This is a genomic window from Pacificibacter sp., assembly GCF_039769035.1.
Lineage (GTDB): Bacteria > Pseudomonadota > Alphaproteobacteria > Rhodobacterales > Rhodobacteraceae > Celeribacter.
Map to the genome: position 1 here is coordinate 1 of NZ_JBDMZG010000114.1, position 18748 is coordinate 18748.

Sequence of the window (18748 nt, forward strand, 5' to 3'; positions counted from 1 at the left end):
GCTAAAAGTGCGCCAGGACGCGAGACCTTTTGGCAAGAACGCCGCGCCACCGCGCGCGCGCAAGGCTTGGCCGTGATCGCCGCGCAAACCGCACCACGCTGGTTGCCCGGTGCAGACCCAGGCGGCTCCATTGCCAAGCGGCTTGAGCAGATCATCACAAGCACAGACCTTGACGGGTTTTGCACCGCCACTCATGCGCTAGAAGGTTACGACTAAAGCGCGGTGTTGCCACAGATGTCGATTCCGTTTTTGGCCATCGCTGGTGCTCAAGACGGGGCCATGCCTGAGGCGATGAAGGTCGAACGCGCTGGCGCAGGGGATGACACCCGCCGTTGGGGCCCGCCGTTTTTGAACGACAAAGACGGCAACTCCACTGGTGAGGCAGGTTACTATTTGTCCGTGAACCGTGGCAAGAAATCCGTCGAGTTGGACCTGAAATCGAAAGAAGGCCAAGAGGCGGTGCGCGCCTTGGCGGCCAAATCAGATATCGTGTTGGAGAACTTCAAAACCTGTACTTTGGACCGGATGGGGTTGGGCTATGAAGACATGGCAAAGATCAATCCCGCTTTGATTTACTGTTCAATCACGGGCTTTGGCCTGACGGGTCCAAAAGCCAATGACGCGGCTTATGATTTCATGATCCAAGGCATGGGCGGCTTGATGAGTGTCACGGGCGGCGCCGAAGGTTCCGTCGGTGGCGAGCCACAAAAAGTGGGCGTGCCCATCATCGATATCATGACCGGTATGTATGCCGCTATCGGCGTGTTGGCGGCCGTGGCCAATCGCAATGAAACGGGTCAGGGCGAGCATATCGATCTGGGGATGCTGGATGTCTCTGTCGCGACGTTGGCGAACCAAGCCATGAACTATCTGGTGTCGGGTCAAACGCCTGTGCGCCGCGGCAATCGTCACCCCAACATTCAGCCGCAAAATGTTTATCCTGTCTCTGACGGTTATATCGTTTTGGCAGTGGGCAACGATGGGCAGTTCGAAAAGTTTTGCGACTGTATTGGGCAGCCTGAACTGGCCAAGGATCCCAAATTTGCCACCAATGTCGCGCGGGTCGAAAACCTTGAGGCATTAGAAGCCATTTTGAAATTGGCGCTGGCGGGCGGCACGATTTCCCATTGGGTCGAAACCTTTGCCCAAGCAGGCGTGCCTTCGGGTCCGATCAATACCATCGATCGCGTTTTCCAAGAGCCGCAGGTGCTACACCGCAACATGCTGCGCGATATCCCGCATCCGCTTGGCGGAACCGTGTCACAGGTCGTGTCACCGCTGAACTTTCGCAACGCCCCGCTGACTTTCGACACCCCGCCGCCCCTATTGGGTCAACACACGCAAGACATTCTTGCTGCCTTAGATCTTGGAGATTGAACAGATGACCGACGACACCCTTTCGGCAAACGTCTCCGACACGCAGACGGGTAAACGCATCGATTTCCCCGAGCCGCAAACCATGACCCCTGCGCAAAAAGAGGTCTATGATCAAATCGTATCCGGCCCGCGCAAGACATTGGTGGGCCCTCTGCGCGCGGCGTTGCACAATCCGATTTTGGCGGACCGCTGGCAGCGTTTCGGACAAGTCGTGCGGTTTGAGACCTCGATCCCGACACGCCTGAGCGAATTGGCGATCCTTGTCACCGCCCGCCGCTGGAGCAGCGATCTGCAATGGGCGATCCATCTGCGCGATGCCAAAAAGGCGGGCTTGGATGTGAGCTGGGCTGATGCCATTCGCCACTGCAACGCCCCTGATTTCGGCACCGACGAAGACGCCCGACACATCTACAATTACGCGCAACAAATCGTGCAAAATGGCGATGTCGATGACGCGACATATGCGGCTGTCCGAAACCGTTGGTCCCCTGCAGGTGTGGTCGAGTTGACAGCCATCATCGGCTACTATTCCATGGTGGCCATGACGCTCAATGTTCACCGCGTCCCCCTGCCCGATGGCGTGACAGACACTTTGCCAGGGGCGAAAAGCACCCTGTCGACCTTGCCCGCAGCCCCTGCGCGTTGACCATTTTGCGCCGAAGGGAAACCTCATGAGCACATATGACACTTTGACCCTTGAGGTCAGCGACCATATCGCAACCATCACCATCGCGCGTCCGCCGGTGAATGCACAAAACAATGCCTTTCGCGAAGAACTGGTCAGCGTTGTGGATCAACTAGGCGACCGCGCGGATGTGCGTGCAATCATTTTAACCGGTGAGGGCAAAGCCTTTTCTGCGGGCGCGGATTTGTCCGAACGCCCCACACAAGAGCCGGGTCATTACACAACGCACAATCGACGGGTTCGGGCCAGTTTCGACTGTTTGATTGAATGTCCCAAACCGATCATCGCCGCCGTCAATGGGGCTGCCATTGGTGCGGGCTGTGTCACGGCGCTTTGTGCAGATATCATCGTCGTGTCGCAAAAGGCATTCTTGCAAATGACCGAAGTGTGCGTTGGCTTGGCGGGCGGCGTCTCGCATGTGCGCCGGCATTTGGGTGAATCAGATGCGCGGATGTTGCTGCTCACAGCGCGTCGGTTTTACGGCGAAGATCTGCTGCGGATGAATGTCGCCTCAGCCTGCACGGCGCCCGAAGACCTGTTGGACACAGCGCGCGCGATTGCGGCCGATATTGCCAAGGCCAGCCCTTCGGCCATTGGCGCTGCAAAGTCCTCGTTCCAGATGACCGAAAACCTATCGATTTACGAAGGTTACCGGTATGAGCAAGGTCAGACAAAGGCGCTGTCGACCAGCGAAGATTCGATTGAAGCCACGGCCGCATTCGCGGAGAAACGCGACCCTGTGTTCAAAGGATGATCTCAGCGGATCGCGCTTAGCGCAGCTTGACCGAGATTTTCATCATGTCGCCACGGTAAACCCCATTGGCGACCAAAATCAGATCGCCCACTTGATTGACCGCGACCCGTTGAACTTTGGCAACTGGGTCGCCAATCGAGATATTGAGCGCCTCTGAGGTTTCCAAATCCGCCGCACCGATGGTAACCACCTGATGAGCGTCGGTGATTTTTTGGTCCGGCAAGTCTGCGATCAACCGCATGGCAGTGACAGTGGTATACGCGCTTTCGGGGATGTCTTTGCACACGCGTTCGTCCACAAACACATTGGCCAAAAGAAACGGCACCCCATCGCGCGAATGGCGGCGTTTGAGGTGGCGATAGCTTGGAGCCATATTGCCTGTATATCCGTCACGGCGGGGCAATTGAGCGTTGGGTTTGTCATCCAAAATTTCGATCACGGCGTTGTCTTGTGCGATTAGCAATCCGGTCCAATCGGTTTTGACCTCGCACCAAATGTCTTTGTTGGGACGCTCGGTGACAAATGTGCCTTTGGCGCGAAACCGTTCAATCAAGCCTTCTGACTGCAAAATATCAAGAGACTGACGAATGGTCATGGTGGCCACACCACATTCTTTGGCCAGCACTTCGACATTGGGGATTTTGTCGCCCACGTCCCATTCACCGGATTCGATACGGTTGCGGAACAAACTGGCCAATTGGATATAGCGCGCAACATTGCTTTTCTTGAGCGCTTTAACTGTGGAGTTTTCTGGTTGAGCCATGGTGCGATACATTCCCGAAATATGATGGACTGATGTTATCCAACTCGCGCAGCTCTATCAATTATAAAAACTAGTTTTATATCTTTTAATCCTTGGCAGCAGGCAGCCGCGCCACCAAACGCCCCAAGAGCGGCATGATGATAAACATGCGCGCCAAGTGAATGACGGTGACCATAGCGACATCCAAACCCAAGATGCCATCGCGACCCGTGCCGCAAACCACGAAAAATGCCAAACGAATTCCCTCAGCAGATGGCCACTAAAGATGAGAGATCATTCAATAATTTAACCTCAGAACGGATCAACTAGGGCGGTAGCGCCATAGGTTGCGCAAGAACGCTACGTCGTGCAAGGTGAGGCCAAACGCTAGGCAAGGCTCGGAGACTACCTTTATGCAGCTTCTTTCATCCACGGACAGTCACCATAGGGCTTTTCACAAGCCCCCTGCCCTACTTGGCAGACCCACTGCTTAATTCTGCCTTACGCGACGCCTCAATGATCTATAGGAACACCGACATTGCGAACTCTGATCATTACATCAATGCGCAACGAAGCAGCTTTTATTTTGGAGTGGCTCGCCTATTACAAGCTGATCGGCGTCACTGACTTTTTGATCTATTCAAACGACTGCGATGATGGCACGGATGCGATGCTTGATCACCTGCAGGATATGGGGATCGTTACCCACCAACCAAATCCGCGCAGCGGCAAGAAAGCCATTCAATGGAAAGCCCTTAACCGTGCGCGCAATCATCCTTTGACGAAAAAATCCGATTGGATCTTTGTCACGGATGTGGACGAATTCTTGTGTATCCATGCAGGCGACGGAACGTTGCAAGACTTGCGCGCAGCCGCCCCTGAGGCCGACGCATTTGCGCTGTCTTGGCGGATGTTTGGGCACAACAACCAACATGCTTACACCGACGATCTGATGATGTCGCAATTCACTCAGTGTGCGCCCGAGGCAATGCTATGGCCATGGCGCGCAGTGCAATACAAAACGCTGTGGCGCAACATTCCAGAGAATTTGGAAAAACTCGGCGTTCACAGGCCCCACTTCAAAGATGGGACACAGGATGTGCGATGGAGCGATGGGAATGGTAGACCCTTGCGGCGTGCTCTTGGCACCATCATACCCTCTGTAGAGCCGCGCTACGACCTTGCGCAGATCAATCACTATGCTCTGAGTTCTGTTGAGAACTTTTTACTCAAGGCTGACAGAGGCAAACCCAACCACAGCAGTGACCCGACCGATTATGCCTATTGGATTGAGCGCGACTTCAATCAAATCGAGGATCGTCGCATATTGAAGTTCGAAACCGCAGTGCGCGCTCAGATACAAGAATGGTGCACAGATGACCGTTTGAAAGCGTTCCATGAGACTGGTATGGAATGGCGTCAAAACCGTATCGCCACCCTGATGCAAGATCTTGACTGGTTCTACATGTACAGCGGGTTGGTGCAGGCGGGACCGACGCAAGTTTTACCAATGGAAATACAGCAAAAGTTGTTTTCAGATCTTATACGTCTCAAAAACCCAAACGTATCTAAAACAACCACACTTAGATCTTAATAATAAAAAACATCCCTAGAACACTTAGATGTTGCACGGTTGGTGACTTTCCGGACCCATAAACATTCAACACCTCAGAACTGACGGGGTATTGGTGCTGGCCCTAAATTCGATACCCGCGTTTGAACTTCTGCTGGGCAAGTGTTGCGAGTGCATCAACGGCCTGCCCTTCGTCAGCGTGATGGGTGTGCATGACCTTACCTGCCGAACCAATACGGCCCCATTCACGTGTGAGCGTCGCACCACCAAAAAGATCTCGCTGAACCGTCATCAAGTAAAAACGGCGCATCCTTTGCTTAGGATCAATCCGGCGCAACTTAATGCGTCCTGGAAAGACTTCCGCTTGTTCCGGATTGTCGGCACTTGGTTGGTGGGTTGTGTTCATAATTTTATCTTATCTCAGAGACGTAAGTTTGGAAGGGTTGATGTCAAAAAATATGTAGAAACTTGGGTGTCCGCGAGTTGGCAGTTTGCGGTGTCTTCGATGTGGCCCCCTGCCCCACCAACAAATTTCGATTGTTTTCCATAGGCACATTTGTCCAAATTGTCCGCGGACAATTGCCGTACTGCGATCACCCCTAATTCGATTTTGCCAAGCGCCTGATAAGATCTTCAGGATTAAACCCTTCGCTTTTGGCGCCTGTGGTAATGGATCTAAAATAGGCACCAACAGATTTAATCTTTTCATGGAACTGCATCATGCCCCAGACTGTCGCTGCGGTTCTTAGCGGCCCCAGTCGAGCCTGAGCTGCTTCATAGCTTTGAGCATTGATCCCAATCATAGGCGCTAAGGTTCGTGCATGAGCCACGACATCTTGAACCGTTTCTACGGGATTCAAAGAAAACTGTGCTGCTTCGGGACAGGCATGAACCAGTTCTTGCACGGTGAGTGGGTTTTCAGGTGTTTGTTTTTTTTGAACCGGCTTAGCTTTGGTTTCTTCTTTATCAATAATTTCTTTATTTGAGTTATGATAGTGGCGGACATTTTGGCCGTCGTTGGCGGTCATAGATGTTGTTGAACAGGCTTTACGATCGTCGTCAGCTTCCGCTGTTTCCATGTGTTTTGGTTGCAGTTCGAGTAGTTGTTCGCATGCCCCAAGTGTCAATTTACGACGAAGCATACGAAGCGTGTTGATCGCGAGTTCGTCGTGCGGATTGGTTTGAAGGGCTATATTGGCAGCGGAACGAATTTTGGCGCGCAGGTAGTCGATTTGTTCGCGTTCTTTCAACACAGCCGCAGCCATCGCAGCGATCTCATGCAGACGTGTGAACAGCGGGGTGAGGTCAAATCCAAACCGCAAAGCTTTGCCTTCATGGGTGTTGTGTTTGGTAAACCGTTTACGATTTGGACTGTCGCGACGAATGAGGAGGCCAACGTCTTGCAGGGCGGCCGCATGGCGTCTGATGGTTCTGTCTGAAATCCCGTTGCGCCGAAATGTCAGTGTTGCGTTTGACGCGAACACCGTATGGTGATTGCGTTTCGGTGCAAGGCACGACAGCATCGCGTCGAGCGTCGTAATCACTGATGCATTGAGCCCCAAAAGAGGGGCAGCATTGCGAAGAGTTTCCACCACAATGTGACGTTCTGGGATTGAATTGTCCGCGGACAATAGTTCACTGGTCCGCAACCCAATGGGCGCAGCTGCTTGAATAAATGCCATGTGTCTTCACGACAACCTGATGGGAAAGGTCCCCGTTTTCTAAAAAATTAGAAAAAAGGCCGCAAATCTCCGTTCAACCGAATCGGTTGTTGTTGACTGGCGTGGAAAAGCTGGTAAATCTGAAAGTGCAAAGAACAGATTGGGCTCTCCTAGGTTTTCCTTGGGGGGCTCTTTCTTTTTCGGGTCGTAGGTCGTGCTCCTTTTTTTGTTTCTGCTCGCTCGTTGTTAGCCAGATCTTTTGTCTGACTGCCACGCCTCGTAAAGGCGCGTAAGCTCGGATTCAGCGTTGTCACGCATCCACCGAGCAAACTCTGGGGTATCTGTCTTAGACAGCTTGAATGTCAGCGCTCGTGCCGTCTCTTTGACCTCTGCGACGGGCGTTCCGTCATTAAGGCTAATGGTAAGGGCAGGGGGCTTTGATGGCGCTTGTGGGGCTTTCGCTTTAAGCGCGCGGGTCACCGCGTCACTGATCAACCCAAAGCGCTCTTCGGAATTCTTGGCTGCGGTGATGTTCAGTTCTGACGTTAGTTTTTCGGCGTCCAAGTCAGAATTGCGCAATTGATCCGCGAGCTCTTCCCAGCGGCGCCGGCCAATCCCGTGTGCAGATCCAATCTGTTCGATGACAGGCGTTGGAATAGACCGCGCAACCTTTGCCATTCGTGAAAGCATCGGCTTATCGACGGCAAGCGCGTCTAGAATGACGGCTTGATCATATCCACTGCTGCTCAATTCGTTGGCAAACAGCGCTTTCTCAATAAAACTTGGGTCGAGCCGCTGCGTGTTCTCTTGGCCCTGTGCCAGAATGGCCTCTTCGTCTGAAAGAGACCGCACAAGGGTTTTTGCTGGCATGCCAAGCGACCGGAGGGCGCGCAATCTGCGACGTCCGTAAACAATCCGGTAGTGCCCCGGCTTGTCAGCAATAGGGCGCACCATGATTGGCACTTGCTGCCCATGCGCTTTGATGCTGTCAGCCAGCGTCACAACATCTGCATCTGTGAAGGCAAGCCGGTCTTTTGGCCCATCTTCTTCAATAACATCGACCAAAATTTCGCGCACGGCGTTGCTGGCCACGTCCTTGAGTGTTGATTTGACGCCACTCATCGCCCCAGTATTGGGAAAGCGTGTCTTTTGCTCAGCCGGCGTGGTCGCGGCGGTGTCCTCTTTGGGCGGGAGAGGGGGCTGGAATAGGTTTCTACGGGCCATCAGTCAGTTTCCCTTCCCCATGCTTGTTGTATGGTCTTTTCGAACTCATTCGCGACGCCATTCACACTTTCGAGAATACGCACCAAGGTCTTTTTGACCACTTGCGACGGGTCGAGTTCGTAAATCGTTTGCTGGGTCATCCCTGCGTCTGAAATGGCGGTGGATTTCAACATCGGTGTGTTCAAAACCTGATCCAGCAAAATCGAGCGCAAAAATCCGGCCATTTGTGATTGTGGCACGTCTGTTGGCTCGTATCGCGCGATCAAGAACTTTAAGAAATTCCAATCAATAGGGCCGGCGGCGTCTTCCAAGGTTTGGACAGTTTCTCCAGCCATTTCAAGGAATTGCGCCATTGAGGCGACGTCCAACATGCTTGGAACAACCGTGATGAGCAGGCCAGTTGACGCCAACAAGGCGGTCATTGTGGTAAAGCCCAGCTGCGGCGGACAATCGATGATAACAAGGTCGTAATTTGCCTCAACCTCGTCCAGTGCAATCGCAAGGCGCTGCGTAAACGGCGGGTCGAGCTTGTGTTGCAACGCATAGGCGGTTTCAGTTTCATATTCCGACAACAATAGACCCGCTGGCGCAAGATCGAGGTTGTGAAAATAGGTTTTACGAATGACTTGGCTCAGGGGCACAGGGTCATCGTATTTGAGGGCATCGTAGACCGTGCCACTTTCGGCAAACTCGATCTCAGGGCGGTAGCCAAACATCGTGGTCAAACTGGCCTGCGGATCCATGTCGACCGCCAAAACCCGATATCCTCGCAAGGCATATCGCTGGGCCAAGTGAATGGCACTCGTGGTTTTGCTTGAGCCACCTTTGAAATTGACGATCGAGATCACTTGCAGGGCATCGCCTTCACGTCGGCCGGGAAGATAGGTGTCCCCATTCCGACCGGTGCGCGCCATGACGTGGCGGATTTGGTCAATGTCTTGTGCTGTATAGAGCCTACGACCGCGGGAATCTGACTCGACCTCAGGGAAATCGCCTTCTTGATGACGTGTTCTAAGGTTTGACATGCTGATGCCTGTCAGTTCAGATACTTCGGCAGGGTGAAACTTCCGCAGCACTTTTCTGCTATCAGGCTGAAAGCTATTGCGCATATGACTGTCGAGCGCCTCCGACAAGCGGGCGGCGTTGGACGCAATGGATGCAGCAATAGAACGTGTGTCTACGGTGTTCATGATCGATTATACTCTGCTCAGGTGATCTCTTTGGCGGATCTTTTTGTTTCCGTCGCTAAATTGCGCAAATTTCGCTATTTGGCGACTAAAGAAGTCATTGCACGCAACTTATCCCCAGGCAACACTTTTTTACCTTTAGGAGGCGGTGCAAATGGCGTGCAACTTACGGCAGTCGATCAATTTTGGCCATTAAGACTTTGATAATATGCTGAATCTTAGCCAAATTGGTACTCTTGCAAGATGTAGTGGGCGACATAAAATTATCCGCAACGCATAGATTGTCTCTCTAAATTTCGAATCGACTGAGGAGAATGAAAAGAGAGACCAATTTGGACAATCCGCAAGGAGGTTCCACAGAGTTCGAACACCGAACTGGGGTCGCATTTCGCATAAATTTCCGATGATTGGCCAGTATTTCATATCATAATCAATAGCTTGAACTATTAGTAACTATACATACTTGTTTAAAGTGTACTTAGTATGTATAGTTACTAACTGTGAATGGGTATGAACCGCCACGGTGCAAGCAGGAGGAACGACAATGCAGTTTTATGAAAACGGATTTCGCGGGGGCAATCCTGACGTCAAAGACGCAGCACCCAACCGGCGCGACTATGCAGGTCATGCCCCGATGCCTGACAAGGTCGATGTTTTGATTGCCGGCACCGGACCTGCAGGCTTGTGTTTGGCGGCGCAGCTGTCGCAGTTCCCTGAGATTGATACGATGGTTGTGGATCGCAGCCCTTCCAACATCGTGAAGGGCAAGGCCGACGGTATCAACACACGCTCAATGGAGATGTTCCAAGCCTTCGGATTTGCCGACAAAGTCAAACGCGAAACCTATTGGGTGAACCAAACCAGTTTTTGGATGCCTGACACTGAAAATCCTTCTCATATTAAACGGGTTGGCCGCGTGCAGGACGTCACCGATGACAGTTCCGAAATGCCGCATATCTTGATCAACCAAGCGCGGCTGCACCAGCTGTTCCTTGATTTTATGAAAGACGCCCCGGCGCGCATGCAGCCCGATTACAACTGGTCTGTACGTGATTTGGTCGTTGATCCAGATGCGAAAGAGTACCCTGTTACCGTGACTTTGGAAGACACGGGCGTGAACTGGGGCGAGACGATCACAGTGCGCGCCAATTACGTGGTGGGCTGTGATGGCGCGCGATCAAATGTGCGTAAAGCTATCGGAGGCGAGCTGCATGGTGACGCCGCACACCAAGCTTGGGGTGTGATGGATATTCTCGCCAACACGGATTTTCCAGACGTGCGCCAAAAGTGCCTGATCACGTCTGCAAACGAAGGCAACGTGCTGATTTTGCCGCGCGAAGGCGGCTATCTGTTTCGGATGTATGTCGAGCTTGATAAGCTGAACGCCGACGAACGTGTCGCAAGCCGCAACATCTCACAGCACGATATGATCGCGGCCGCCAATCGCATCATGAACCCTTATACGATTGACGTGAAAGAGGTTGTCTGGTGGTCGATCTATGAGATTGGTCATCGCATGACGGACAAGTTCGATGACGTGCCCGTAAGTGAGGCCGCGACGCGCATGCCGCGCGTGTTTACTGCGGGCGATGCCTGTCACACGCACAGCCCAAAAGCGGGGCAGGGGATGAATGTTTCGATGCAAGACACGTTCAATTTGGGCTGGAAACTGGCGCATGTGTTGACGGGGCGCTCTGATGCCAGCCTTTTGCACAGCTATTCCGCCGAACGCCACGCTGAAGCGCGCCGCTTGGTTGAAACCGATCACGAATGGGCGCGTATCATGTCGGCGCCTTTGGGGCAGTCCGAGCTTGATGGCGGGCAAGAGCCGCGGTTTATTCAGCATTTCAAAGCGAACCTTGAATTTACCGGTGGGCTTGCGGTGAAATACGATGAATCCGCCTTGATCGCCGCGCCAGTGCACCAAGCCTTGGCGTCGGGTGAAGAAATCGGCCGCAGGTTTCATTCGGCCCCTGTTGTGCGCGTCGCAGACGCCAAACAGATGCAGCTTGGTCATATCGCTGAAGCCGACGGGCGTTGGCGGATTTATGCCTTTGCAGGCACGGAACAAAGTACGGCAATTTATAAGCTGGCTGATTGGTTGGAAACCGATCCGAACTCTCCGATCGTAAAACACACCCGCGCAGGGGAAGACATCGACGCGGTCATAGATGTGCGCGCTGTGTTTCAGGAAACCTTTGATCAGATCGACTATTCAAATATGCCGCCGCTGTTTAAGCCTTGTACGGGCAAGCTTGGCTTGCAGGACCATGAAAAGGTCTTTTGCACCGATCACAAAGGCGCGGGTGACATTTTCGACATGCGCGGCATCAATCGTGCCAAGGGCTGTATGATCGTGGTGCGCCCAGACCAATATATTTCGAATGTCTTGCCGTTGGACGGCTTTGAGGCCCTCAGTGACCACTTTGCAGGGGTATTTTTGCCCGCGTAACACTGGTCTGGGATTTATTCCCAACAGGACGTTTTTTAAGGCTGCTTTTGAGAAAGTGTAGACTATGATCCGGCGCAATCGGGTCGCGGTTGTGATCTACACTGGTTTGGAGGGCCATTGAATGTCGTTTCTTGGAATTGATCTGGGCACCTCGGGTGCGCGCGTGCTTCTTGTTGATGAAAACGGTCAACCGTTGGGAGCAAGTGAACGCCACTACGGCGTATCGCATCCGCACCATGGCTGGTCAGAGCAGGACCCTGCGGACTGGATTCAGGCCTTAGAAGACGCCGTTGCCGAATTGCGCGCAAAGTTTCCGCAGTTTTCAGCCCTTAAAGGCATTGGTGTCGCCGGACACATGCATGGCGCGACCTTGTTGGATGATGCCGGTTCGGTGCTGCGCCCGTGTATTTTATGGAACGACACGCGATCTCACGTGCAGGCGGGGCGGCTCGATGCGATGCCTCAGGTGCGCGCAGAGTCAGGCAATATCGTCTTTCCGGGCTTCACCGCGCCCAAGTTGGAATGGGTGCGCGAAAACGAACCCGAAATCTTTGACAAAGTTAACAAGGTTTTGTTGCCTGCTGCTTATCTCAATTTCTACCTCACGGGCGAATTTGTGGCCGACATGTCCGACAGCGCAGGCACGTCGTGGCTTGACGTTGGTAAACGCAAATGGTCGTCGTTTTTGTTGGATGCAAGCCATATGCGCGCAGATCAAATGCCGCGTTTGGTCGAAGGATCAGAAGCCGCAGGGACTTTGCGCGGGGAGCTCAAATCAAAATGGGGGTTGTCTGAGACCGTCGTTGTTGCGGGCGGGGCAGGGGACAATGCGGCGGCGGCCTGCGGCATTGGCGCTTTGAACGCGGGGCAGGGGTTCGTGTCTTTGGGAACGTCTGGTGTCATTTTGGCGGCGCGAGATGGGTATTTTCCGGCGCCAGAAACCGCTGTTCACACATTCTGCCATGCTGTACCGGAGCGCTGGTATCAAATGGGGGTGATGCTATCGGCGACAGACAGTTTGAATTGGCTGTCGCGCATCACGGGCAAAAGCCCATCAGAGCTGACGTCGGGTTTTGGTGATGTCGTGAAACGCCCTGGAAGTGTGCGTTTTCTGCCGTACCTGTCTGGCGAACGCACGCCGCATAACGATTCCGAAATTCAAGGCAGTCTAACTGGCATTGGCAGTGGCACCACGACCGAGGATTTGACTCGCGCAGTTTTAGAAGGCGTGGCGTTCTCGTTGCGTGACTGTTTCGATGCACTGACGGCGACACGGGCACAAATGGATAGCCTTATGGCGATCGGAGGGGGCACAGGGTCACGGTACTGGGTGGCTTTGCTGGCTTCCGTTCTTGGCGTGCCAATGCAATTGCCTGAAGGTGGTGAACTGGGCGCGGCTCTTGGGGCGGCGCGCCTTGGGATGGCGGCATCGACACAAGAGCCATTGGATCAGTTGATAACGGCCCCAGCCGTGCGTGAAACTGTGGAGCCCAACGTGGATTTGGTCGATGCCTTTGCCCAAGAGCATCAAGCCTTCAAAGCGGCTTATCCGGCGATCAAAGCCGTTCAGTAAGGCAGGGTGCGAGGCGCGTGAATGATCACGCGTCTCGTTTCATGATCCATTCAACTTCTGGAGCCGGCACAAAGCGCCACTTGCGCAAAGGGCCTGCCATGACGTTGAGGTAATACATCTCAAACCCATGCGGTGCGCCACAAGGGTGATGTCCGCGCGGCACGCAGACAACATCGCCGTCGTGCACTGCCATGGTTTCATCCAACAGACGGTCATCTGTGTAGACACGCTGAATGCCAAACCCATCAGCAGGGTTGAGACGGTGATAATAAGTTTCTTCCAAATAGGTGATATTTGGATAGTCGTCTTCATCGTGGCGGTGGCTTGGATAAGACGACCAATTGCCAGAGGGCGTGAAGACTTCGGTGACCAAAAGACTGTCGCAGAAGTCTTCGTTTTCCATCGCGATATTGTTGATGTGACGCGTGTTGGCGCCCACCCCGCGTTGGGTCAAAGTGATGCCATCAGGCCCGATGCGACGGGCCTCATGACCTGATTTTCCTGGGGCTTTACAAACAGCGACGGTGCAATCCGTTGTGGCTGTCAGCGCCCATTCGTTGTCATTTGGAACGTACAAACAATGCGGTGGTGTTTTTTCAAACACCTGCATGCGGTCGCCCAATTCACCCCAGTCTTTGCCTGCCGCAGTGATGGTCGCTTTGCCTTCGACCATCACCAAGATCACTTCATTCGACCCCGTCACATCGGACGCGCTTTCGCCAGCACGCAAACGGTAAAGATCAAACCCGACATAACGCCAGCCAGCGCTTTCGGGTGTGATTTGGTGAACTTTGCCATGCGTGCCAAAGGGTCGTTTTAGAAGGTCGGGCATGAAAAATCCTTAGATAAGTCCTGTATCAGCGGCGATACGTTTGAGCGTGGCCAGACCGAGTGTCTGATACATCAATGGGTTGCGCTGATCGGGGTCTTGTTCGGCCTCGATCACGATCCACCCATCATAACGGCTTATTGCAAGCGCTTGCAATAAGGGTGTGAACTCAATCGCACCTTCTTGGCAACCAGGCACTGTGAAAACGTTGCCGCGCACAGCATCCATGAAGGACCAAGCGTTTTGCTCTGCTTGATCACGCACAACAGGGCGGACGTTTTTGGCATGGAAATGCCCAACGCGGTCGATGTATTTCGCCAAAACCACCTCAGGATCGCCACCACCATAGTAACAATGGCCCGCATCGAACAACAGCTTGGTCGCAGGGCCAGTCGCGGCCATGAACGCATCGATGTCCTCGGGGCTTTGAACGACGGTGCCCATGTGGTGGTGATAGACCAAAGCGATGCCTTGATCGGCGCAGTATTGCGCGACGGCCTCGACCTTGGCGCCGAACGCGGCCATGCCTGCGGCGTCCAAAACAGGGCGCTCAGACAAAGGTTGCGCCAAACCTTGGACAGAATTGGAGGTCTCGCACACGATGCAAACCTTGCAATCATTGTGCTTGAGCTTGTCCAAATGCGGCTGGATGGCTTTTTGTTCGTCTTCCACGGAATGCGTCAACAGGTTGAGCGAGTGCCAGCCAGAGATGAATTGCAAACCATAGCTGCCGAGCAACTCTTTGAGCGCCTGTGGGTCGTCTTGCGGCCAACGGTGACCGTTCTCAATGCCGTCAAAACCGATCATCTGCCCCGCTTCGCGCAAAATGCGATCTGTCGGGATGTTAGCCCCTAAGCTTTGGTCATCATCATTGGCCCAAGCAATTGGGTTTGTTCCGAATTTAATCATGTTCTATCTCAGTTTACTGTGCGCTGGTTCAGCACGTTTTGAATATAAGCTTCACGGTTTTCGGCTTTGCCGCCCACTTCGGGCACGGCCACATCCCACCATGTGCCACCGCCTGAGGTGTCTGGCACAGGGCCTGGGAAATCTTTCGCTGTCGTCTCAATCACGATGACTGTCGGAATATCGCGGCCGCGTGCAGCTTTGATTTCCGCTTCCAACGCAGCAATATCGGCGGCTTTCACAGCATGCGCGCCCATAGCTCCCGCATGGGCCACGTAATCAATCGCAGGCTGGGCCTCGATGTTGCAATCCACATACATGTTGTTGAACGCAGCGCCACCGACAGCCTGTTGCAACCGGTTGATACAGCCGTAGCCAGAGTTGTCGGTCAAAACCACAGTGAACGGCACACGGCGCATCACGGCTGTGGCCAATTCTGAGTTGGCCATCATGTAAGACCCATCGCCCACAAAACACACGACATCGCGCTCAGGCAACGCCAATTTAAGCCCCATAGCACCGGCGATTTCATAGCCCATGCAGGAAAATCCGTATTCCATATGGTAGCCGCCTTGCGATGGCTGCCAAAGCAACTTCAACGCACCCGGCATGGTGCCAGCGGCACACATCGCGATGGTTTTATCGTCTGAGACACGCTGCACAGCGCCGATCACTTGCGGATCAGTTGGCAGGGCTGTCAGGTCTGTGGGCATGGCGCAATGCGCATCCACAGCCGCGAGCCAGCCCGCGCGGGACTCTGCATCAAAAGCATCGGATGTGTGATCGCCAAGCGCGTCAGTCAACGCCTCAAGCGTCACTTTCGCATCGCCCACAAGCGCCGTAGCACCGTGGCGATCCGCGTCATAGCCGTGGATGTTGAGCGAGACAAAGCGCACATCGGCGTTTTTGTACATCGCGCGCGAGCCTGTGGTGAAATCTTGGAAGCGTGTGCCCACGCCGATGACCAAATCCGCCACTTCTGACAGATCATTCGCCGCCGCAGAGCCATCAACGCCAGAAGCGCCAAAGTTCATCGGATGGCTTTGCGCCAAAGCCGATTTGCCCGCTTGGGTTTCGGTCACAGGAATGCCGTGTTTGGTGGCAAAATCAGCCAAGACCTGTTCGGCTTGCGAATAGATCACGCCGCCACCGGCAATGATGATCGGGTTTTTCGCAGCACGGATCAAATCGGCCACTTCAGCCAATTCACGTGTGTCAGGCGCGGGGCGGCGAATGTGCCAAACGCGCGGCTCAAAGAACGCCTCTGGGTAATCATAAGCCTCGGCCTGCACATCTTGGCAAAACGACAAGGTCGCAGGGCCGCAGTTGGCCGGATCTGTCATCACCCGCAAAGCACGCGGAAGCGCGCTGAGGATGTGCTCAGGACGCGTGATGCGGTCGAAATAGCGCGACACAGGGCGCAAACAATCGTTTGCAGATACAGTGCCATCGTCGAAATCTTCGATCTGCTGCAAAACAGGATCAGGACGGCGATTGGCAAAGACATCCCCCGCCACGATCAACATCGGCAAACGGTTCACATGCGCCAAGGCGGCTGTCGTCACAAGGTTGGTCGAGCCCGGTCCGATAGACGTGGTGATCGCCATCGCACGGGTGCGTTTTTTGGCTTTGGCATAGGCCACAGCCGTGTGACCCATGGTTTGCTCATTCTGCCCACGCCATGTCGGGAAGACATCTTTCGCGTCATGCAAAGCCGCGCCAATGCCGGCCACGTTGCCGTGACCGAAAATGGCCCACATGCCATCAATGTAGCGCTCGCCCTCAGGCGTCATTTGAACACTCAGCCATTTGATCATCGCCTGAGCGGCCGTCAATCGAATTGTATTGGTCATGTCTCGGGTCCTCCTAGACTGCGTTCAAACGTGCTTTTTCGCGCGCTGCATCCCAAACGTGACACAGGCGTGTGTAACGAGCGGCCATTTGCGTCACTGCGTCGGCATCGTTCATGTCACCCTTCAGCCAAGCCCGTGCGGCATCGCCAAAGATAGTCCGGCCAACGGCAAAGCCTTTGACCAACGGGTAGCTTGCAGCCACTTCGAAAGAAGCCGCGAGTTCTTCTTCAGGGGCATCCAGCCCAAGAACCACGATACCACGCGTGTGCATGTCGTTTTCTTCGATGGCAGACACGGCGGCGGCCCAGCCCTCCGCATCCGCCATCGGTTCCAGCTTCCACCAGTCAGGGTAAACACCTGCCTCATAGAACTGCCGGATCAAAGTCGCGGTTGTGTTAGAGTCCACAGGCCCGACTTTTGATGGGATAACTTCCAACAAGAATTCAAGATTGTTGCGGCGACCCGCTTCGAACAGACGCTTCACCGTGGCCTCTTGGTCGGCACGGGTTTCGGCATCATCATCAGGGTGACAGAAGCACAGGCACTTGATCACGTTTTCACGCGCCCATTGGTTCAAACCACCAAAATCTGACCCCAGCTCAGGCTCAAGCGTCAAAGGACGTGACGCTGGCCATTCTGTCGGACGACCAATCCACAGGCCAGAACCAGACGCGGCGTGCAAAGCAGACTTGCCGATGCGGTTGTCACACAAAATGCCGTAGCCGTCTTGGCCGTCTTGAACTTGCGTTGCCGCTTTCAAACATAGCTCTTTGAATTCACCGCCACGCTCAATGGTGTAGCCGTCCATTTCTTCCAATTGCACACGGTGGTCAAAGGCAAACACCCGCATGGTGCTCCAATCGCCATCGGTGCGTGTGTGGCGGGTTGTGGACCAGTGAATTTGATCCAGCGCTGGATCGTTGCGCAGATCTTTTTGTACCACACCGCGCTCCAAGAAGAACTCAAGCTCTTCCACAGACGGGTAGGCAGGCGTACAGCCGTGGCGTGATACCGCGAAAGCACCACAAGCGTTGGCGTATTTCAACGCCAAAGGCCAATCCACGTTGTCGATGGACTCGGCCAGCATCCAGCCTTTCAACAGACCAGAGAAAAACCCGTCGCCCGCGCCCAAAACGTTGAACACTTCGATCGGGAAGCCTTCGCCTGTTTGGCCGTCATCAAGGCTCGCGGGGATTGCACCTTCAAAAGCGGATGCTCCAAGCGCGCCGCGTTTGCACACCAGCGTCGCAGCAGATTTTTCGCGCACGGTCGCCAACGCTTTCAGCGTATCGGTGGAGCCACCCGCGATGTGGAACTCTTCTTCGGTGCCGACGATCAAATCGAAATAGTGCAATGTCGCCAACAGCTTGTCTGTGACCGCTTGGCTTTCCACAAAACGGCTTTCGCCATCGCCATGCCCTGCCACGCCCCAAAGGTTCGGGCGGTAATCAATATCAAGCGCCGTGCGCAGACCGTGTTTGCGCGCAAATTTCAACGCCTTGATCACAGCCGCTGCTGTTTTTGGGTTGGACAAATGCGTGCCTGTCACCACAACAGCGCGCGCGCGTTTGATGAAATTTTCGTCGATGTCATCTTCGCACAGAGCCATGTCGGCGCAGTCTTCGCGGTAGAAAATCAACGGGAACTGTTCTTCGTCACGAATGCCCAAAATCACCAAAGCGGTCAGACGATCAGGGTCGGTGACAACACCATCGGTGCATACGCCTTCACGAGCGAGTTGCTCCAAAATGAAGCGCCCCATGTGCTCGTCGCCGACGCGGCTGATCAGTGCTGTGTTCAAACCCAAACGCGAGGTGCCACATGCGATGTTGGTTGGCGAGCCGCCGATGTATTTTTCAAAGGAGCCCATATCTTCAAGGCGGCCGCCGATTTGTGCGCCATAAAGGTCAACGCCTGCGCGTCCGATGGTGA

The 18748-nt window shown here is 54.1% G+C and carries 16 protein-coding genes and 1 pseudogene; 7 read left to right on the top strand and 10 right to left on the bottom strand.

Annotation, left to right across the window (positions count from 1 at the left end; all coding sequences use genetic code 11):
* The 4 genes and pseudogenes from ABF287_RS10495 to ABF287_RS10510 form a co-directional block, all read left to right on the top strand.
* Positions 1-216, top strand: a pseudogene (locus ABF287_RS10495) (alpha/beta hydrolase); the annotation flags it as partial.
* A gap of 18 nt (positions 217-234) precedes the next feature.
* Positions 235-1377: a CoA transferase gene (locus ABF287_RS10500; protein ID WP_347184962.1), complete on the top strand. Its 1143-nt coding sequence runs from the start codon at positions 235-237 to the stop codon at positions 1375-1377.
* 4 nt (positions 1378-1381) lie between these two features.
* Positions 1382-2023 carry a carboxymuconolactone decarboxylase family protein gene (locus ABF287_RS10505; RefSeq protein WP_347184963.1) on the top strand — a complete coding sequence of 214 codons (642 nt, stop codon included), beginning with the start codon at positions 1382-1384 and terminating at the stop codon, positions 2021-2023.
* 25 nt (positions 2024-2048) lie between these two features.
* Positions 2049-2816 (top strand): enoyl-CoA hydratase/isomerase family protein, encoded by a 768-nt coding sequence (locus tag ABF287_RS10510; RefSeq protein ID WP_347184964.1) that lies wholly within the window; start codon positions 2049-2051, stop codon positions 2814-2816.
* 16 nt (positions 2817-2832) lie between these two features.
* Here the strand turns inward: ABF287_RS10510 and ABF287_RS10515 are convergent, their stop codons facing one another.
* Both ABF287_RS10515 and ABF287_RS10520 read right to left on the bottom strand, forming a co-directional pair.
* Positions 2833-3579 (bottom strand): GntR family transcriptional regulator, encoded by a 747-nt coding sequence (locus tag ABF287_RS10515; protein ID WP_347184965.1) that lies wholly within the window; start codon positions 3577-3579, stop codon positions 2833-2835.
* An 85-nt stretch (positions 3580-3664) separates the two neighbouring features.
* Entirely contained in the window at positions 3665-3814 is a 150-nt protein-coding gene (locus ABF287_RS10520) for a hypothetical protein (RefSeq protein WP_347184966.1), read from the bottom strand.
* Between the two features lie 282 nt (positions 3815-4096).
* On the opposite strand from ABF287_RS10520, the gene ABF287_RS10525 reads away from it, so the two are divergent.
* Positions 4097-5152 carry a glycosyltransferase family 2 protein gene (locus tag ABF287_RS10525; protein WP_347184967.1) on the top strand — a complete coding sequence of 352 codons (1056 nt, stop codon included), beginning with the start codon at positions 4097-4099 and terminating at the stop codon, positions 5150-5152.
* Between the two features lie 103 nt (positions 5153-5255).
* Here the strand turns inward: ABF287_RS10525 and ABF287_RS10530 are convergent, their stop codons facing one another.
* The 4 genes from ABF287_RS10530 to repA form a co-directional block, all read right to left on the bottom strand.
* Entirely contained in the window at positions 5256-5537 is a 282-nt protein-coding gene (locus ABF287_RS10530) for a WGR domain-containing protein (RefSeq protein ID WP_347184968.1), read from the bottom strand.
* Between the two features lie 193 nt (positions 5538-5730).
* The gene (gene repC, locus ABF287_RS10535; RefSeq protein ID WP_347184969.1) at positions 5731-6813 is read right to left on the bottom strand and encodes a plasmid replication protein RepC; all 1083 of its coding nucleotides are present in this window, start codon (positions 6811-6813) and stop codon (positions 5731-5733) included.
* Positions 6814-7038: 225 nt separating this feature from the next.
* A complete protein-coding gene (gene repB, locus ABF287_RS10540; RefSeq protein WP_347184970.1) occupies positions 7039-8016 on the bottom strand; it encodes a plasmid partitioning protein RepB in 978 nt (325 codons plus the stop codon).
* Complete coding sequence (gene repA, locus ABF287_RS10545; RefSeq protein WP_347184971.1) at positions 8016-9206, bottom strand: plasmid partitioning protein RepA; 1191 nt, start codon at positions 9204-9206, stop codon at positions 8016-8018. The genes repB and repA overlap by 1 nt, the downstream gene beginning before the upstream one ends.
* 541 nt (positions 9207-9747) lie before the next feature.
* Between repA and ABF287_RS10550 the strand changes: the two genes are divergently transcribed.
* Both ABF287_RS10550 and xylB read left to right on the top strand, forming a co-directional pair.
* A complete protein-coding gene (locus ABF287_RS10550; protein WP_347184972.1) occupies positions 9748-11655 on the top strand; it encodes an FAD-dependent monooxygenase in 1908 nt (635 codons plus the stop codon).
* Between the two features lie 121 nt (positions 11656-11776).
* A complete protein-coding gene (gene xylB, locus ABF287_RS10555) occupies positions 11777-13228 on the top strand; it encodes a xylulokinase (protein ID WP_347184973.1) in 1452 nt (483 codons plus the stop codon).
* Positions 13229-13253: 25 nt separating this feature from the next.
* On the opposite strand, the gene iolB is transcribed toward xylB, so the two are convergent.
* The 4 genes from iolB to iolC all read right to left on the bottom strand — a co-directional run.
* Positions 13254-14060 (bottom strand): 5-deoxy-glucuronate isomerase, encoded by an 807-nt coding sequence (gene iolB / locus ABF287_RS10560; protein ID WP_347184974.1) that lies wholly within the window; start codon positions 14058-14060, stop codon positions 13254-13256.
* 9 nt (positions 14061-14069) lie between these two features.
* Positions 14070-14966: a myo-inosose-2 dehydratase gene (gene iolE, locus ABF287_RS10565; protein WP_347184975.1), complete on the bottom strand. Its 897-nt coding sequence runs from the start codon at positions 14964-14966 to the stop codon at positions 14070-14072.
* An 8-nt stretch (positions 14967-14974) separates the two neighbouring features.
* Positions 14975-16816 (bottom strand): 3D-(3,5/4)-trihydroxycyclohexane-1,2-dione acylhydrolase (decyclizing), encoded by a 1842-nt coding sequence (iolD, locus tag ABF287_RS10570; RefSeq protein ID WP_347184976.1) that lies wholly within the window; start codon positions 16814-16816, stop codon positions 14975-14977.
* 13 nt (positions 16817-16829) lie between these two features.
* The coding region (iolC, locus tag ABF287_RS10575) for a 5-dehydro-2-deoxygluconokinase (protein ID WP_347184977.1) at positions 16830-18748 on the bottom strand (1919 nt) is incomplete at its 5' end.

Excerpts from the sequence above, each read along its gene's own strand:
- ABF287_RS10500 (WP_347184962.1), top strand. The coding sequence starts at position 235 with ATGTCGATTCCGTTTTTGGCCATCGCTGGTGCTCAAGACGGGGCCATG.
- ABF287_RS10505 (WP_347184963.1), top strand. The coding sequence starts at position 1,382 with ATGACCGACGACACCCTTTCGGCAAACGTCTCCGACACGCAGACGGGT.
- ABF287_RS10510 (WP_347184964.1), top strand. The coding sequence starts at position 2,049 with ATGAGCACATATGACACTTTGACCCTTGAGGTCAGCGACCATATCGCA.
- ABF287_RS10515 (WP_347184965.1), bottom strand. The coding sequence starts at position 3,579 with ATGGCTCAACCAGAAAACTCCACAGTTAAAGCGCTCAAGAAAAGCAAT.
- ABF287_RS10530 (WP_347184968.1), bottom strand. The coding sequence starts at position 5,537 with ATGAACACAACCCACCAACCAAGTGCCGACAATCCGGAACAAGCGGAA.
- repC (WP_347184969.1), bottom strand. The coding sequence starts at position 6,813 with ATGGCATTTATTCAAGCAGCTGCGCCCATTGGGTTGCGGACCAGTGAA.
- repB (WP_347184970.1), bottom strand. The coding sequence starts at position 8,016 with ATGGCCCGTAGAAACCTATTCCAGCCCCCTCTCCCGCCCAAAGAGGAC.
- repA (WP_347184971.1), bottom strand. The coding sequence starts at position 9,206 with ATGAACACCGTAGACACACGTTCTATTGCTGCATCCATTGCGTCCAAC.
- ABF287_RS10550 (WP_347184972.1), top strand. The coding sequence starts at position 9,748 with ATGCAGTTTTATGAAAACGGATTTCGCGGGGGCAATCCTGACGTCAAA.
- xylB (WP_347184973.1), top strand. The coding sequence starts at position 11,777 with ATGTCGTTTCTTGGAATTGATCTGGGCACCTCGGGTGCGCGCGTGCTT.
- iolB (WP_347184974.1), bottom strand. The coding sequence starts at position 14,060 with ATGCCCGACCTTCTAAAACGACCCTTTGGCACGCATGGCAAAGTTCAC.
- iolE (WP_347184975.1), bottom strand. The coding sequence starts at position 14,966 with ATGATTAAATTCGGAACAAACCCAATTGCTTGGGCCAATGATGATGAC.
- iolD (WP_347184976.1), bottom strand. The coding sequence starts at position 16,816 with ATGACCAATACAATTCGATTGACGGCCGCTCAGGCGATGATCAAATGG.